At 64.9% G+C, this 16,365-nt stretch carries 12 protein-coding genes; 7 read left to right on the forward strand and 5 right to left on the reverse strand.

What is annotated here, in order from left to right:
• The first annotated feature begins 46 nt into the window (after positions 1–46).
• Together acs and P9236_RS18455 are read left to right on the forward strand one after the other, a co-directional pair.
• A complete protein-coding gene (gene acs / locus P9236_RS18450) occupies positions 47–2,002 on the forward strand; it encodes an acetate--CoA ligase (protein ID WP_278075916.1) in 1,956 nt (651 codons plus the stop codon).
• A complete protein-coding gene (locus P9236_RS18455; protein ID WP_278075917.1) occupies positions 2,002–2,748 on the forward strand; it encodes an MOSC domain-containing protein in 747 nt (248 codons plus the stop codon). Before acs ends, P9236_RS18455 begins: the two co-directional genes overlap by 1 nt.
• A gap of 10 nt (positions 2,749–2,758) precedes the next feature.
• Here P9236_RS18455 and P9236_RS18460 read toward each other — a convergent pair whose 3' ends face one another.
• Together P9236_RS18460 and P9236_RS18465 are read right to left on the reverse strand one after the other, a co-directional pair.
• Positions 2,759–4,033 (reverse strand): cyclopropane-fatty-acyl-phospholipid synthase family protein, encoded by a 1,275-nt coding sequence (locus P9236_RS18460; RefSeq protein WP_278075918.1) that lies wholly within the window; start codon positions 4,031–4,033, stop codon positions 2,759–2,761.
• Positions 4,034–4,580: 547 nt separating this feature from the next.
• Complete coding sequence (locus P9236_RS18465) at positions 4,581–5,957, reverse strand: pilus assembly protein (protein WP_278075919.1); 1,377 nt, start codon at positions 5,955–5,957, stop codon at positions 4,581–4,583.
• A gap of 453 nt (positions 5,958–6,410) precedes the next feature.
• Between P9236_RS18465 and P9236_RS18470 the strand changes: the two genes are divergently transcribed.
• Positions 6,411–7,076, forward strand: coding sequence for an HAD-IA family hydrolase (locus P9236_RS18470; protein WP_278075920.1), 666 nt, complete (start codon positions 6,411–6,413; stop codon positions 7,074–7,076).
• A gap of 133 nt (positions 7,077–7,209) precedes the next feature.
• On the opposite strand, the gene P9236_RS18475 is transcribed toward P9236_RS18470, so the two are convergent.
• Positions 7,210–7,431, reverse strand: coding sequence for a DUF1674 domain-containing protein (locus P9236_RS18475; RefSeq protein ID WP_278075921.1), 222 nt, complete (start codon positions 7,429–7,431; stop codon positions 7,210–7,212).
• Positions 7,432–7,553: 122 nt separating this feature from the next.
• Here P9236_RS18475 and htpX point away from each other — a divergent pair, with 122 nt between their 5' ends.
• Together htpX and P9236_RS18485 are read left to right on the forward strand one after the other, a co-directional pair.
• Positions 7,554–8,588: a zinc metalloprotease HtpX gene (gene htpX / locus P9236_RS18480; RefSeq protein WP_278075922.1), complete on the forward strand. Its 1,035-nt coding sequence runs from the start codon at positions 7,554–7,556 to the stop codon at positions 8,586–8,588.
• Positions 8,579–9,964: an RsmB/NOP family class I SAM-dependent RNA methyltransferase gene (locus P9236_RS18485; protein WP_278075923.1), complete on the forward strand. Its 1,386-nt coding sequence runs from the start codon at positions 8,579–8,581 to the stop codon at positions 9,962–9,964. The genes htpX and P9236_RS18485 overlap by 10 nt, the downstream gene beginning before the upstream one ends.
• On the opposite strand, the gene P9236_RS18490 is transcribed toward P9236_RS18485, so the two are convergent.
• Positions 9,961–10,893, reverse strand: a complete 933-nt coding sequence (locus P9236_RS18490; protein ID WP_278075924.1) for a phytanoyl-CoA dioxygenase family protein — start codon at positions 10,891–10,893, stop codon at positions 9,961–9,963. The two genes, P9236_RS18485 and P9236_RS18490, sit on opposite strands and share 4 nt — an antisense overlap.
• Positions 10,894–11,122: 229 nt before the next feature.
• On the opposite strand from P9236_RS18490, the gene P9236_RS18495 reads away from it, so the two are divergent.
• Both P9236_RS18495 and purH read left to right on the forward strand, forming a co-directional pair.
• On the forward strand, positions 11,123–12,847 hold the full coding sequence (locus P9236_RS18495; protein WP_278075925.1) for a heparinase II/III family protein: 1,725 nt from the start codon (positions 11,123–11,125) through the stop codon (positions 12,845–12,847).
• Positions 12,848–12,944: 97 nt separating this feature from the next.
• On the forward strand, positions 12,945–14,561 hold the full coding sequence (gene purH, locus P9236_RS18500; protein WP_278075926.1) for a bifunctional phosphoribosylaminoimidazolecarboxamide formyltransferase/IMP cyclohydrolase: 1,617 nt from the start codon (positions 12,945–12,947) through the stop codon (positions 14,559–14,561).
• Positions 14,562–14,754: 193 nt separating this feature from the next.
• On the opposite strand, the gene P9236_RS18505 is transcribed toward purH, so the two are convergent.
• On the reverse strand, positions 14,755–16,131 hold the full coding sequence (locus P9236_RS18505; RefSeq protein ID WP_278075927.1) for an MFS transporter: 1,377 nt from the start codon (positions 16,129–16,131) through the stop codon (positions 14,755–14,757).
• Between the last annotated feature and the right edge of the window lie 234 nt (positions 16,132–16,365).

The raw sequence follows: 16,365 nt of genomic DNA on the forward strand, positions 1-16,365 counted from the left end.
GCCGGCACTTCAAGCCGGCGGAACGGTTCTGGAGGAAAGCTGAAAAATGTCCGATGTCTATGTCCACCGCGTCCAGCCGGCGTGGAAGAAGAACGCGCTGATCGACAACGACACCTATCTCAAATGGTATGCCGACAGCGTGAAGAACCCGGACAAGTTCTGGGGCAAGCACGGCAAGCGCATCGACTGGTTCAAACCTTTCACCAAGGTCAAGAACACCTCCTTCGATGGCAAGGTCTCGATCAAGTGGTTCGAGGACGGCCAGACCAATGTTTCCTATAACTGCATCGACCGGCATCTGAAGAAGCGCGGCAACCAGACCGCCATCATCTGGGAGGGCGACAACCCTTACGATGACCGCAAGATCACCTATAACGAGCTTTATGCGCATGTCTGCCGCTTTGCCAACGTGCTGAAGAAGCACGGCGTCAAGAAGGGCGACCGCGTCACCATTTACATGCCGATGATCCCGGAAACGGCCTATGCGATGCTTGCCTGCACGCGTATCGGCGCCATCCATTCGGTCGTCTTCGGCGGCTTCTCGCCCGACGCTCTCGCCGGGCGCATCGACGACTGCAAGTCGACCGTCGTCGTCACTGCGGACGAGGGCCTGCGCGGCGGCAAGCCTATCCCGCTGAAGGACAACACCGACAAGGCGATCGACATCGCGGCCAAGGCCGGCACCAAGGTCGAGAAGGTGGTGGTGGTGCGCCGCACCGGCGGCAAGACCGGCTGGGTGCCCGGACGCGACGTCTGGTACCATGAGGAGGCAGCGACCGTTAAGGCCGAGTGCAAGCCGGAGAAGATGAAGGCGGAGGACCCGCTGTTCATCCTCTACACCTCGGGCTCGACCGGCAAGCCGAAGGGTGTGCTGCACACCACGGCCGGCTATCTCGTCTATGTCTCGATGACCCACCAATATGTCTTCGACTACCATGACGGCGACATCTACTGGTGCACCGCCGATGTCGGCTGGGTCACCGGCCATAGCTACATCGTCTATGGGCCTTTGGCCAACGGCGCCACGACGCTGATGTTTGAGGGCGTGCCCAACTACCCGTCGCAGTCGCGCTTCTGGGAAGTCATCGACAAGCACCAGGTCAACATCTTCTACACCGCACCGACGGCGCTGCGCGCGCTGATGGGCGCCGGCGACCAACATGTGAAGAAGACCTCGCGCAAGTCGCTGCGCGTGCTTGGTACCGTCGGCGAGCCGATCAATCCGGAAGCCTGGGAGTGGTACTACAACGTCATCGGCAACGCCAAATTGCCGATCGTCGACACCTGGTGGCAGACCGAAACCGGCGGCATCCTGATCACGCCGCTGCCGGGCGCCACCGACCTCAAGGCCGGGTCGGCGACGCGGCCGTTCTTCGGCGTCAAGCCGCAGCTGGTCGACGGCGACGGCAAGGTGCTCGAAGGGGCGGCCGACGGCAATCTCTGCATCGTCGATGCATGGCCCGGCATGATGCGCACGGTCTATGGCGATCACGACCGCTTCGTGCAGACCTACTTTTCGACCTATAAGGGCAAGTACTTCACCGGCGACGGCTGCCGCCGCGACGAAGACGGCTATTACTGGATCACGGGCCGCGTCGACGACGTCATCAACGTCTCCGGCCATCGCATGGGCACGGCTGAAGTGGAGTCGGCGCTGGTCAGCCACGACTTGGTCTCGGAAGCCGCGGTCGTCGGCTATCCGCACGACATCAAGGGGCAAGGAATCTACTGCTACGTCACGCTGATGGCCGGCAGCACATCGAGCGATGATCTGCGCAAGGAGCTTGTCGCCCACGTCCGCAAGGAGATCGGCGCCATCGCCACGCCCGACAAGATCCAGTTCGCGCCGGGTCTGCCCAAGACCCGCTCGGGCAAGATCATGCGCCGCATCCTGCGCAAGATCGCCGAGGACGATTACGGCGCGCTCGGCGACACCTCGACGTTGGCCGATCCGGCCGTCGTCGACGATCTCGTCGCCAACCGGCAGAACAAAAGAGCCTGATGGCAGACCAGGCGGCACTCGGCACCGTCAGCCAGCTCTGGCGCTATCCGGCGAGCTCGCTCGCAGGGGAGCGGCTGGACGCAATCTCCGTCGGCACATCGACTGTCGACGGGGACCGTCTGTTCGGCCTTGTCGATGCTTCCGACAACGAAATTGCCCGGCCGGACCGCGGGCCGAAATGGCACAAGGTGCCGCTGATCCGCACCCGGCTGACCGAAGATCGCGAGCTTGAAGTGGCCGTGCCCGGCGGCGACTGGCTGCCGGCGCCCCACCCGGAAAGCGACCGCGTCGTTTCCGAATTTCTCGGCTTCGAGGCCTCGATCCGGCCCTATTTCCGCGAGAACGCGTCAGGCTATACGGGACCGCTGACCGTCGAGCGTTACAGCAGGACGCCGATCCATCTGCTGACCACCGCCTCGCTGGCGCGGTTGAAGGCGTTGCATCCCGAAGGCGTGCCCGATCCGCGCCGTTTCCGCCCCAACATCGTCGTCGACATGGACCCGGTCGAAGGCTCCTTCCCGGAGACCGAATGGATCGGCCGCAAGCTCGCGATCGGCGATCTTCTGGTCACCGTCTCGGAGCCCTGCCGTCGCTGCGGCTTCACCATCATTGCCCAGGACGGCTTCGACAACGATCCCGGCATCCTACGCAACCTTGTCCGCTACAACGCCCACAACATCGGCGTTTACTGCACCATCGACCGGCCGGCGCGGATCGAGATCGGCGCGCCGATGCGCTTCGCCTGACCGGCCGCTTTCATTCCTGCCGATAGAGATCCGCCCGCGTCGGCGGCAGCCCGCTCGGGCCACGCGCGCGCTTTGTGGCGACGGTCTGGAAAACCTGCGCCGAGGCGCGCTCGAAGGCGATCGAGCAGCCGGTGAGATAGAGCAGCCAGAGCCGCGCCTTCGCCTCGCCGACCTCGGCGATCGCCTCGTCGAAGCGGGCATGGAGCCGCTCCGCCCACAGGCGGCAGGTGCGCTGATAATGCTCGCGCAGGTTCTCGACATCATGGACGAGGAAGCCATGCGCCTCGAGATTGCCGAGCGTCATGCCGATCGTGTCGAGCTCGCCGCCAGGAAAGATGTATTTGATCAGCGCCTTGTATTCCGGCCCCTTGCGCAGCGTCTTCTTGATGTCGCCCTTGCTGCGCCTGGTGATGGCATGATGCAGGTAGATGCCGCCCGGCTTCAGCAAGCGGTGGACCGCCGAGAAGTAGGCATCATGGTTGGCGAGCCCCAGATGCTCGAACATGCCGATCGACGAGATCTTGTCGAAAGTGCCGGAGAGCTCGGCATAGGATTTGATCTCGATGGTGATGCGATCCTCCAGCCCCTCGGTGCGAATGCGCTCGCGGGCAAGGTCCGTCTGGGCTTGCGACAGCGAGACGCCGTGGCCGACCACGCCATAATTCTTCGCCGCATGGATGAGCATCGCACCCCAGCCGCAGCCGATGTCGAGCAGTTTTTCGCCGGGCTTCAGCCTGAGCTTGCGGCAGATATGGTCGAGCTTGTCGACCTGCGCCTGGTCGATGCCGTTGGCGAAATCTGTAAAATAGCCGCAGCTGTAGACCATGCGCTCGTCGAGGAAGAGCCGGTAGAAGGCATTCGAGATGTCGTAGTGATGCTGGATCGCCTCCTTGTTCGACCCGCTGACATAGGGGTTGCGCCCGGAAAGATCGCCGCGCGCCGTCATCTGCTTGCGCGAAAACAGCACGCTTGGCAGGTCGCGCAGGATCGCGAGCTTGGGTAACGATCTGAGCTTCGTCTTGAGCTTGCCCTGCGAGGGCAGGGCGTAGAAATCGAACAGCATGCCCCCTTCGACATCGACGGTCTTGGAAATCCACATCTCGACCAGCGTCGAGAAGGTCGGCCGGCGAACCAGCTGCCAGACGATGTCCTGATCGTTGATGGCGAGCACCGGACCGTCGGCGGGACCGATCCGCTCGCCGGTCCACAGCCTGACCGCAAAGCCTGGCTTCAGCGTTTCGACCACCGTTCGCACGATCCGCGCGGCCCTGTCGGCGGCATTCATTCCCACCTCCCGATGCGTCGAATAGACTCGCTAGACTGAGGCACTGTTGTCCAATTGGCCTCGGCACCGCAATCCCGATCTGTTGCGCAAATGCACTACTGCGAGCATTTCCGATCTGGCCATTCCGTCGCGGCACCTTGTCATTTGCCGCGACGCACCCCATTCTTTGGGCCGTGTTCAACCAATCGAAAGGAGGTGATCCGATGTCGAGTGATTTCGTTTTCCATAACGTGAGCTCAGCGGATTGCACTTCCGGGAAGCAGTCTTCCCGTTAAGGCGCGAGACGCGCGGCAGGTGACCCGATGGGGTCGTCGCCATGAGCCGCGTCATGGACGGAAACACGGAAGGCCGCCGGCTTCGTCGAGAAGCGGCGGCCTTTTCCTTTGGTAGCTGATCTGCGCTGGCCTAAAGCATGTCTCCCGAAGGTGGGAACCGGGTTCGGGATAAAGACATGCGTAAATCAAAAACCTAAAGCGCATGGAGCGAATCTGAAAGATCGCGACGCGCTTTAAGGCAATCCAGGAAATGCGCTGCGGAACCGGCGCCGCTACTTGGTCACTGTGAGGTTGTCGATGTTGCGCACGATCGACTGGAAAGCCTGGTCGAGCTCCGTGCCGTTGGCGGCCTGATAGAAATGCTTGATGCTCGCCGTGTCCGGGCTGGAGCAAGCCTGCAACGTCGACTTGGCGTTCTTTTCGGTGAGGTCGAAGCCGATCGTGAAGATTTCGATACCCTGGTCGCGCATCGCGGAGCACAGCGTCGTCGCGGCGGTGCGTGTCTGCTCCTTGCCGGCGGCGTTATAAACCTGGCCCACGCTGGTGGCATCGAAATAGGAAAGGTTGAACTCGCCGTCGGTCATCACGATCACGTATTTGGCGACCTTCGTCGGATCCAGCTTGGCCGGCCGCTCCGAAACCTTCATCACGCCGCCCCAGTTCTCGGACAGCATGTACCAGGCCCACTGTACGCCGATATGGCCGGCGGTGCCGCCGGAGGCGACGAAGCCCTTGATGACATTCTTCAGCGCCGTGGCGTCGGCTGTCAGCGGCTTCACCGCCGCGGCCGGACAAGCGGACGTGCCGGTCTGTTGGGCGAACGGGGACAGGAAATAGTCGCGGTTGACCATGCTGACGTCCGGTCCGGCATCCGAATACTGATAGGTGCCCTTGCGCTCGGTCGCGCAGGTATCGGGCCGCGCCGGCGCCGACACCATTTGCGCGTCGCCATTGCTCGGCGCCTGCTTGCGCTCGCTGAGCTTGGTTTCGACGAAGACGGTGCTTGCGGCAAGTGAACCGACATTGACGGAATTGGCGTAAGGAACGATCGCCACCCGCACACGAGGATTGGCCGAGTCCTGGCCGGTGAGGAACGAGTCGACCGCATTGCCGGCTGCCGTCTTCAAATCCTTGATCTTCTGGCCCGCCATCGAGCCGGTGATGTCGAGCATCATCGCCACCTCGACCTTCTTGTCCGAATAGAGCGCGGTGGTCGACGTGGTCACGCGCCGCATGTCGCCCACGCTGAAGATCGGAAAATAGAGGCCGACATCGGCATGCACATCCGCCTGCACGGTTTTCGCCGTTCTGTCGACGGTTAGCTTGTCGAGCACGATCTGGTTGGCCTGCAGGATACCGGCGGTGCTGTTGGCGTCGAGAAATGCCTGCACCGATCGATTGGCATCGGCTTCCTTGATGACGCCGAGGGTGAGATCGCGTGCCGTCGAGGTGACGGCGGCGTCGACGACGCCCTGCAAGCTCGATTTCGCGTTGTAGAGCTGCGAGATATTGACCGCGAATCCCACCCCCAGCGCCAGGACCGATGCGGCAATCCCGAACAGAACCGCGAAATTGCCTCCGCGATCCCGGGCAAAGCCGTCCACCCCACGAACGAGACCCCCGTGAACGAGACCTTTGAATCGCCGCATCCTTCCGCCCCCGCTGACTGCGGCATCGAGCCGCTCGACGCAGGCGCTGCAGGATTTCGGCCAGACGCGCCCATCGGCCGGTCGAAGGGCGCTTACGACAGATTAACTTATTGTTTTTTCTTACTTTCGGCAGATAGGAAGGTGAATGGCGGGTAAACGAAAGAAGCGGCGGCGGAATATCGTTCACGAGGTGCTTACCATGTTCTGCTGAGCGATCGCGGCCCTTCCCGCTTCGGCACAGCCGGGTGTGTGCCGAAGCGGGTCGGCAACAGTGCCAGAACCGCAGTGAGACAGCCGTCCGGTTGACGATTTATCCGGGCATCCGAGCGCTCGCCTGAGGTCGAGGTTTCTGCGGCGGACAGAAATGCCGGCGCTTACCCTTCCCACGCGCGGCCGGTGAAGCTACGGTGCAATCGCGCTTCGCGCCTCCCCGAAACGTTCCCAAGGTAACAGATGTTCGCAGGTAGAAAGTTCGCCGCCTTCCTTTTCGACATGGACGGCACGGTGCTCAACTCGATCGCGGCGGCGGAACGTGTGTGGACTGAGTGGGCAAGCGGCCATGGCCTCGACGTCGCGAGCTTCCTGCCGACGATCCACGGCAGGCGCGCGCGGGAGACGATCGCCGCTCTGCAACTCCCGGGCATCGATCCCGTGGCGGAGGCCGATGCGCTGCTCAAGGCAGAGGCGGCAGACCTCGACGGCATCGTGCCGATCGCGGGCGCGGTGGCGTTTCTGCAATCGCTGCCGCCCGAGCGCTGGGCGATCGTCACTTCGGCGCCGCGCGAGCTGGCGCTGCTGCGCATGGCGGCGGCCGGCATTCCGGTTCCCGCCATGATGGTCTCGGCCGAGGACGTCACCCGCGGCAAGCCGGCGCCCGACTGCTTCCTGCTGGCGGCAGAACGTCTCGGCGTCGAGGCGCGCGATTGCCTGGTCTTCGAGGATGCTCCGGCCGGTATCGCGGCGGGCGAAGCTGCCGGCGCCTCGGTGATGGTGATCAGCGCCACGCATGTCCATCCGATGCAGACGGCGCATGCCAGCATCGCCACCTACGATGCGCTTGGGATCGCCGTGGACGACAGCGGCTGGATGGTCGTCGAGCCGCAGCGCGACGCGGCTTAGAGCAATTCCAGGAAAAGTGTGTAACGGTTTTCCGTCCGGAATTGCGTAAAAACAAATACTTAGAGCGGTTCGGCGATTCCGTGAAACGCTGAACCGCTCTAGGATGCGCTGAGATCAGGTCAGGCATATCCGACTAAAAATCGCTGGTCAGGCCTTTCACCTCCCAGTCGCCGTAGCGCCCCGGTTCCTTGCCGCCGCGGCCACCGATTTCCTTCGGCAGTTGGGCTTCCGCCTCGCGGTATGCCTGTCGCCTGGCCTCGGCCTCTGCCAGCGCGCGCTCGGCCGCCGGCGTCGGCGTCCTCTGCGGCTTGTCGCCTTCGGGAGCGGTTTCGATTTTGCTGGGGCGTTCGGTCATGCGATATGCCTTGCCAATTAAAACAGGGGGTCGATTGAAACAGGGGCCGGCCTTTCCCATCATATAGCCATGACAACCGCAGGATCGACCCCTATTCGCCACCACGCCAGACGGAAGAGACGATGAACACGCTTCGCACCGCCATGCTTCTTGCCGCGATGACCGCGCTGTTCATGGGCGTCGGCTTTCTGATCGGCGGCACGGGCGGCATGATGATCGCGCTCTTGATCGCCGCCGGCATGAACCTGTTCAGCTATTGGAATGCCGACAAGATGGTGCTGTCGATGAACCGCGCCGTCGAGGTCGACGAGAAGAACGCCCCCGAATATTATGCGATCGTCCAGGCGCTGGCCAAGCAGGCCGGCCTGCCGATGCCGAAGACCTATCTGATCGACAGCCCGCAGCCCAACGCTTTCGCCACCGGCCGTAACCCTCAGAACGCCGCGGTGGCAGCGTCGACCGGCCTGCTGGAGCGCCTCAGCCACGAAGAGGTCGCGGCGGTGATGGCGCATGAGCTTGCCCATGTCCAGCACCGCGACACATTGACCATGACGATCGTCGCGACGCTCGCCGGCGCGATCTCGATGCTCGGCAATTTCGCCTTCTTCTTCGGCGGCAGCCGCGACAACAACAACCCGTTCGGCTTCGTCGGCGTGCTGGTGGCGATGCTGGTCGCGCCCTTCGCCGCCATGATCGTGCAGATGGCGGTGAGCCGCACCCGCGAGTACGAGGCCGACCGACGCGGCGCCGAGATCTGCGGCCACCCGTTGTGGCTGGCCTCCGCGCTCGGCAAGATCGCCCGAGGCGCCGAGCGCATTCCCAACCCGGACGCCGAGCGCAATCCAGCCATGGCGCATCTCTTCATCATCAATCCGCTTCACGGCGAGCGCATGGACAACCTGTTCTCGACCCATCCTAACACCGAGAACCGCATCGCCGCGCTGCAGCAGATGGCCAGTGAGATGGGCGGCGGCGCGCAAGACGCCAGGCGCGAAGCGTCGGCGCCAGCCCAGCCAGACGAGCCGCGGGCAGGCCCATGGAGCAGGCGGCCGGCTGAGTCCGCGTCGCCGGCCGAGCCCAAGCGGCCGAAGCCCAATCCGTGGGGCCGCAACCCGACCGGCCCCCGCGGCGCCGGACCCAAGGGCCCGTGGTCGTGAGCGGAGCAACACGCCGACCGCAAATCCCAGGCAGACGTGACGGCAATGCGGGCGAGCAGATCGCAGGCCTTGCCGCACGCAAGACCGCCGCGCGCCTGCTCGCCGCCGTCATCGATGCCCATACACCGCTCGACGGCCTGACCGACAACGAGCACGGACACCCGCAATACAAGGCGCTCGACCAACGCGACCGCGCATTGGTGCGCGCCATCCTGGTCACGGCGCTGCGCCACCGCATGACCATTGCCGGGCTGCTGGCCAAGCGTCTGGAGAGGCCGCTGCCTGCCAACGCAACCGCGCTCTCGCACATCCTGCACGTCGCCGCGGCGCAGATCCTGTTCCTCGATATCCCCGACAGCGCCGCCGTCGACCTTGCCGTCACGCACGCCAAGTCCGATCCGCGCACGCTGCGCTTCTCCGGCCTCGTCAACGGCGTGCTGCGCGCGCTGGCGCGCGCCAAGGATGCCGAGCTCGCGCCGGCGCTCGCCGCGACGAGCGAGGCGCCGCAGTGGTTCGCGGACCGGCTTACCGCGGCCTATGGCGCCGACAAGGCGCGTGCAGTCCTTGCCGCGCATCGCCATGAGGCGCCGGTCGACTTCACGGTCAAGTCAGACCCGGCGGCCTGGGCAGAGAAGCTGGGCGGTATCGTGCTGCCCACCGGCACGGTGCGGGTCGATAAGCTGCAGGCCGGCGTGACCGAACTGCCCGGCTTCGCCGAGGGCGCCTGGTGGGTGCAGGATGCGGCGGCAGCCCTGCCCGCGCGCCTGTTCGGCGACATCGAAGGGCAGCGCGTTGCCGATCTTTGCGCCGCGCCCGGCGGCAAGACGGCGCAGCTCATCCTCGCCGGCGCGAGCGTCACCGCGGTCGACACCGCGAAGAACCGGCTGGCCAGGCTGGAACAGAACCTAAGGCGCCTCGGCCTGTCGGCGGAGCTGCTGCAGACCGATCTGCTCGACTACCGGCCGGCGGAGCTGTTCGACGCCGTGCTGCTCGACGCCCCCTGCTCGTCGACGGGAACCGTACGCCGTCACCCCGACGTGCCGTGGACGAAGACCATGGCCGATGTCGAAAAACTCGCCGCGCTCCAAAAGAAGCTCCTCGCTCACGCTGTCAGTTTCGTCAAACCCGGCGGGCGGATCGTCTTTTCCAACTGCTCGCTCGACCCGATCGAGGGTGAGGAGCTGTACCGCGCCTTCCTTGCCGAGACTTCCGGCGTGGCCGCCGATCCGATCCAACCGGGCGAATTCGCCGGCCTCGACCCGTTCCTGACGCCCGACGGCACGCTGCGCACGACGCCAGCCGACCTGGTGCTGGACTTGCCGGGGATTTCAGGCCTGGACGGCTTCTATGCCGCCCGGATGCGCCGGGCGGTTTAGAGCATGTCGTCAAGGCTCCAGTGATTGCCCCATCGGGCATCGATTTCGTCGTCGACGTTCTGGTAACGAATGTCGGTCGACAGCCGGATCAGACCATTGATGCTCTGGTTCGTCGTGGAGGCGTGGATCATGTAGGGCGAGTGAAGGACGACATCGCCCGCTTCGAAATCCGCCACCAGCCAGCGGCTGTCGAATCGTTCCGCCATTTGAGGCAGGTCCTTCGACACCCAGCCGCCCTCGGCCATGTTGCGGTTATAGGCGCTGATCCGCTCCTGCGGGCTGAGCCCGGCATTGTCTTTGCTGGACTGCGCTTCCATGGCGACGCCAACGGCGTGCGATCCTTCCAGATAGATGAGGCCACCCATGTCGATAGGCGTGTCGCCGATCGGTATCCAAGCCGTCACCACACGGTCGGTACCGCCGCGCAAGTAGACGAGGTCGTAATGCGCCGGCGTCGCGGCGGCGGTTCCCGGCAAGGTGAAGCGCATGATCTTCCGCTTGTGCAGATAGGACAGGCCGCCGACGAATCCGTCCATGAGGCGGGACAGGCGCGGTTGCGCGCAGAACCCTTCATAGGCGGTCGAGCGGACCAGCGACATCAGCCGGCGATCGGCAATCTGGCGATCGAATGCGCCACTGGAAGCGATACCAACCGAAGGGTCCGTCCCCGGCTTCAGAAGCCCGCTCTCCGCCAGGTGAGAAAGCACCCAGCCGCGGAAGTCGATCACCTCCGCGCGCGGCAGGAGGCCCTTCAGCCAGACATGGCCTTGCAGTCCGAAAAGGTGGCGTATGGCCTCGACGCCGACCGAAGGGTCGGTCGGAGTCAGATATCCCAATCGGTTCGGCGCGGTCGACAGGATCCTGCCATTGGCCGTCAGAGCGACCGGAGGAGCGTGCGGCGACACCGGTTCCCACGCCGATATTGACATTTCAATCACTCGGAATTCTTCGATTAAGGAAGAATGCCTTATCTTTCCGGCCTTTCCCAGGGACATTATGCCCTTGCACCTGTCGCGCCGTTGTGGCGTGGCTGGCTGGAAACCGGGGATGACCCCGAAGGCGCCGCGTGAAGTGCTTCACTCCGGTGAAATCCGCCTTCGCATAAGTTCTTGAATCATATAAGCTTGTGCTTGGGGTAGCGGACAATCAGGAGGGGTTTTGGCACTTGCTGCCGGCAGCACGACGCGTCTGTGGACGCTTGTCGCGAGGGAGTTCTGGCGCAAGACGCGCCGGCGCCTGCGCGCCGGTCCCATCTATCGCTGGCGCTATTCCGGCCGCACGCCCGAGCGCGTCCTCATCGCGCCGCCGGATCTGAGGCTCGCCGATCCGCAGATCGCGCTCGAAATCTACTATGGCCGCTATCCGCTGTCCGGCCACATGGTCGAGAGCGGCGGCAAATCGCCCTTCCAGATCAACGTGCCCAACCGCGGCTGGCAAAAGTCGCTGCACGGCTTCCGCTGGCTGCGCCACATGCGCGCCGCCGGTACCGAGCTCGCCGCCGCCAACGCTCGCGCCCTGGTTTCGGACTGGATCGCCCTGCACGGCAACCAGATATCCGGCGTTGCCTGGGAGCCGGGCACGACGGCCAAGCGGGTGATCGCCTGGCTGCAGCATTCCTCGGTCGTGCTGCAGGGGGCCGAATTCCCTTTTTACCGCGCCTTCCTCAAGTCGCTCGCCATGCAGATCCGCTATCTGCGATCGATGGCGCGCGAGATGCCGGACGGTAAGGACAGGCTGCGCGCCCGCATCGCGCTTGCCTTCGCCGCCCTGTCGCTGCCCGCGCCGGCCTCGGCGCTGCGCAGCGCCACGCGCAATCTTGCCGAGGAACTCGACCGTCAGATCCTGCCTGACGGCGGCCATATCTCGCGCAATCCGATGACGGTGCTGGAATTGCTCGCCGATCTTTTGCCGCTGCGCCAGACCTATGCCAACCAGGCGGAGGCGCCGCCGCCCGCCTTGATCAACGCCATCGACCGCATGCTGCCGGCGCTGCGCTTCTTCCGTCACCAGGACGGCAGCCTCGCCCGCTTCAACGGCATGGGCGCCACCATCCACGACCGCATCGCCACCATCCTGCGCCACGACGACACGGTCGGCGCGCCGCTGCTGCACGCGCCGCATTCCGGCTACGAGCGCCTGTCGATGGGCGGCGTGACGGTGATCGCCGATACCGGCCTGCCGCCGCCGATCGACGTCTCCAACGCCGCCCATGCCGGCTGCCTCGCCTTCGAGCTTTCTTCCGGACGCCAGCATTTCATTGTCAACGCCGGCATCGACACCTATGGCGCCGCTGAATTCCGGCCGCTCGCTCGCGCCACCGCCGCGCACTCGACCGCAACCGTCAACGATACGTCCTCGGCGCGCTTCAGCCATTCGCTGCGGGTCAGCGACCTGCTCGGCTCGCCGCTGATCGGCGGCCCGCAGCACGTGCCCTGCAAACGCATCGACCAGAAGGGCGTCCACGGCTTCATCGCCCGCCACGACGGCTACGCCGCGCGCTTCGGCTTCCTGCACGAGCGTGAGCTGAAGCTGACGGAGAACGGCAATGTACTCACCGGCCGCGACCGCTTCCTGCGCCCAAGCGGCGCGGCGATCCGCAACAATGGCCGCGACTTCGTGACCGTGCGCTTCCACATCCATCCCGACATCAACCTGCTGCAGGACGAACAGGACCGTCTGACCCTGGCGGCCTCCCAGGGCGATACCTGGGTCTTCACCGGCGCGGAAGTGGTGCCCGAGATCGAGGAATCGATCTATTTCGCCGGGCTTGGCGGACCGCGCCGCACCCGCCAGATCGTGCTTGCCTTCAAGGCCTCGGAGATCGCCGAAGTGCACTGGCAGCTGACGCGCACCGTCATCGCCGGCTATCCCGAGAACAACTGAGCGTCTCCGAACAAATCAGGCTGCAAGCTTGATTTCCGGGCCTCATATGCTACGGCCCGCGAACGCTCTCCAACCAGCCTCGAAAGGCCGCAAGCCCATGGCCGTCCCCGCCAAGAACATTACGGCACCCGACCTCGTCCCGGTTCGCCGCGCGCTGCTTTCCGTCTTCGACAAGACGGGCCTGATCGATTTCGCCAAGGCGCTGGCCGCCGCCGGCGTCGAGCTGGTCTCCACCGGCGGCACGGCGAAAGCCATCGCCGAGGCGGGCCTCGGCGTTCTCGACGTTTCCGAGCTGACCGGCTTTCCCGAAATCATGGACGGACGCGTCAAGACCCTGCATCCGTCGGTGCATGGCGCGCTGCTCGGTGTCCGCGACGATCCCGAGCACGCGAAGGCAATGCACGATCACCACATCCAGCCGATCGACCTCGTCGTCTCCAACCTCTACCCGTTCGAGGAAGTCCGCCGTTCCGGCGCCGGCTACGCATCGATCGTCGAGAACATCGACATCGGCGGCCCGGCGATGATCCGCGCCTCGGCCAAGAACCATGCCTATGTCGCCATCGTCACCGACCCGGAGGACTACGCGGCGGTGCTCAACGCGCTGGAGATGAATCTCGGCTCGCTGTCGCTCGATTTCCGCAAGAAGCTGGCGGCCAAGGCCTTTGCCCGCACCGCGACCTATGACGCGGCGATCTCCGGCTGGTTCGCCGAAGCGCTCGAGATCGAGCATCCGACCTGGCGAGCCTTCGGCGGTCGTCTCGACCAGGTGATGCGCTATGGCGAGAACCCGCATCAGAGCGCCGGCTTCTACCTCTCGGGCGACAAGCGGCCGGGTGTGGCGACGGCCAGGCAGTTGCAGGGCAAGCAGCTCTCCTACAACAACATCAACGACACCGACGCCGCCTTCGAGCTGGTCGGCGAATTCGATCCGGTCCGCTCGGCGGCGATCGCTATCATCAAGCATGCCAATCCCTGTGGCGTCGCCGAAGGTGAAACCCTGAAGGCTGCCTACGCCAAGGCGCTGGCCTGCGACCCGGTCTCGGCCTTCGGCGGCATCGTCGCCATGAACCGCATCCTCGACGCCGAGGCGGCCGAGGAGATCGTGAAGACCTTCACCGAGGTGATCATCGCCCCCGACGCGACCGACGAGGCGGCCGCGATCGTCGCCGCGAAGAAGAATTTGCGCCTGCTGGTCACCGGCGGCCTGCCCGATCCGCGTGCTGTCGGCACCACGGTGAAATCCGTCGCTGGCGGTCTCCTGGTGCAGAGCCGCGACAATGCGGTGGTCGACGACCTCGAGCTGAAGGTGGTGACCAAGCGCGCCCCGACGCCGGCCGAGCTGGCCGATCTCAAATTCGCCTTCCGCGTCGCCAAGCACGTCAAGTCGAACGCGATCGTCTATGCGAAGGACTGCGCCACCGTCGGCATCGGCGCCGGCCAGATGAGCCGCGTCGATTCCTCGCGCATCGCCGCCCGCAAGGCACTCGACGCGGCGCAGGCGGCTGGCCCGGCCGAGCCGCTGACCAAGGGCTCGGTGGTGGCTTCCGATGCCTTCTTCCCTTTCGCCGACGGCCTGCTGTCGGCGATCGAGGCCGGCGCCACGGCCGTGATCCAGCCCGGCGGCTCGATGCGCGACGACGACGTGATCGCCGCCGCCGACGAACACGGCATCGCCATGGTGTTCACCGGGGTCAGGCATTTCAGGCATTAGCGCCCTCTCCTTCTCCCCTTGTGGGAGAACGTGGATCGGCGCGCAGCGCCGCGACGGAGGGTTCCAGCGGAGTGAGCCGTCTGCGATCCAGTCGTGGTGCCTAACGCTGGCGAAGGTCTGCGCCCAAGCTGGAGCACCCCTCATCCGGCCGCTTCGCGGCCACCTTCTCCCACAAGGGGAGAAGGGAAAGGCGCTACTCCACCGGCTTGTCCGCCGGGTAAGGCGTCCTGACCAGGATCGCCATGCCGAGGCCGAGGAACAGCGCGATCACCGCCATGCCGAGCCGCGCCGAGCCGCTGGCGAGCGTGATCGTCGAGACCAGGAACGGCGCCAGGAAGCTGGTTGCCCGTCCGGCAAGTGCGTAGATGCCGAAATAGCGGCCGGACTCGGCCGCCGTGACGCTGCGCGCCATGTAGGAGCGCGACGAAGCCTGGACCGGCCCGAAGGCGAGGCCGATCAGCAGCCCATAGAGGATGTAGGCCTTCTCGGCCGCGGTGCCGAACAGGCCGCCGGAATCGGTGGTGGGCAATTGTATCAGGCCGAGCAGCGTGAAACCCGGTCCGGTCGAGACGACGCCGACCGTCGCGAGCAGAAGCAGGACCAGCGCGATGATCACCACCGCCTTGGAGCCGAGCGCGCTATCGAGGCGCGCGGCGATCCAGCAGCCGAAGATGGCGACGATGTTGAGGATGATGCCGAACATGCCGATCTCGGTGATCGACCAGTTGAACATGCCGGCCGCAAAGGTGCCGCCGAGTGCCAGCAGCGCGTTGACGCCGTCCTGATAGATCATACGCGCGACGAGGAAGCGGAAGATGCCGGCGCGCTTGCGCACTTCGAAAAGCGTGGACTTCAATTCCGACAGGCCCTCACGCACCGCGGGGCCGATCGAGAGCCCCTTGCTGGCGTCGGGCGTGAAGAAGAACATCGGCAGGATGAACAGGAAGTACCAGCCGGCCGACATCGGCCCAGTGAAGCGCGCGTCTTCTCCCAGCTTCGGATCGAGCCCGAACAGCGGATCGAGGCCGATGATCGTCTTGCCGGTTTCCAGATTGCCGGCCAGGAACAGCACGACGAAGATCAGCGCCACCATGCCGCCGAGATAGCCGAGCCCCCAGGCGATGTTGGAGATCTTGCCGATCTCTGCCTTCGGCACCAGGCGAGGCATCATCGAATCGTTGAAGACGGTCGAGAATTCCGCCGCCACCGAGGCGAGTGAGAAGAGCAGCACGATCAGGAACAGGCTGGAGCCGGGCGCGGCGAACCACAAAAGCGTGAGGCTGGTGATCTTGATCGCCGCGAAGAAGGCGATCCACGGCTTGCGCGGCCCGGTCTGGTCGGCGATCGAACCGAGCACGGGCGAAAGCACGGCGATGACCAATCCAGCGGCGGCGATGCCGTAGCCCCAGGCTGCCTGCCCGGTGGTCGGGTCGCTCGCCATGCGCGAGACGAAATAAGGCCCGAAGATGAAGGTGGTGACGACGGTGAAGAACGGCTGGGCCGCCCAGTCGAAGAACATCCAGCCCCAGATGCCGCGCCCCCTCGCCCGCTGCACTGCTATTTCGGCCATGTCCCCTCCGGCATCATCGATCTTATTGCGGGGCGCCATGTCTGCACGTTTCCCGTTTCCTTGCAAACGAACAACGTCAGTGCCGCCCCTCATTGCCCTGCCGGGCATTTCTCCCCGTACAGTGACGGGGAGAAAGACGCTCTCATCGATGATTTCGCCAATCGCAGACGTCGCAGAAAGGGCGCGGCGTGGCGGCATGCTCCCTTCTCCCCGTCCCTATGCGGGGAGAAGGTG

It is taken from the genome of Mesorhizobium sp. WSM4884, from assembly GCF_029625675.1.
In the GTDB taxonomy this organism is placed as follows: Bacteria; Pseudomonadota; Alphaproteobacteria; order Rhizobiales; family Rhizobiaceae; genus Mesorhizobium.

Excerpts from the sequence above, each read along its gene's own strand:
- P9236_RS18490 (WP_278075924.1), bottom strand. The coding sequence starts at position 10,893 with ATGTCAATATCGGCGTGGGAACCGGTGTCGCCGCACGCTCCTCCGGTC.
- P9236_RS18475 (WP_278075921.1), bottom strand. The coding sequence starts at position 7,431 with ATGACCGAACGCCCCAGCAAAATCGAAACCGCTCCCGAAGGCGACAAG.
- P9236_RS18455 (WP_278075917.1), top strand. The coding sequence starts at position 2,002 with ATGGCAGACCAGGCGGCACTCGGCACCGTCAGCCAGCTCTGGCGCTAT.
- P9236_RS18460 (WP_278075918.1), bottom strand. The coding sequence starts at position 4,033 with ATGAATGCCGCCGACAGGGCCGCGCGGATCGTGCGAACGGTGGTCGAA.
- htpX (WP_278075922.1), top strand. The coding sequence starts at position 7,554 with ATGAACACGCTTCGCACCGCCATGCTTCTTGCCGCGATGACCGCGCTG.
- acs (WP_278075916.1), top strand. The coding sequence starts at position 47 with ATGTCCGATGTCTATGTCCACCGCGTCCAGCCGGCGTGGAAGAAGAAC.
- P9236_RS18470 (WP_278075920.1), top strand. The coding sequence starts at position 6,411 with ATGTTCGCAGGTAGAAAGTTCGCCGCCTTCCTTTTCGACATGGACGGC.
- purH (WP_278075926.1), top strand. The coding sequence starts at position 12,945 with ATGGCCGTCCCCGCCAAGAACATTACGGCACCCGACCTCGTCCCGGTT.
- P9236_RS18465 (WP_278075919.1), bottom strand. The coding sequence starts at position 5,957 with ATGCGGCGATTCAAAGGTCTCGTTCACGGGGGTCTCGTTCGTGGGGTG.
- P9236_RS18505 (WP_278075927.1), bottom strand. The coding sequence starts at position 16,131 with ATGGCCGAAATAGCAGTGCAGCGGGCGAGGGGGCGCGGCATCTGGGGC.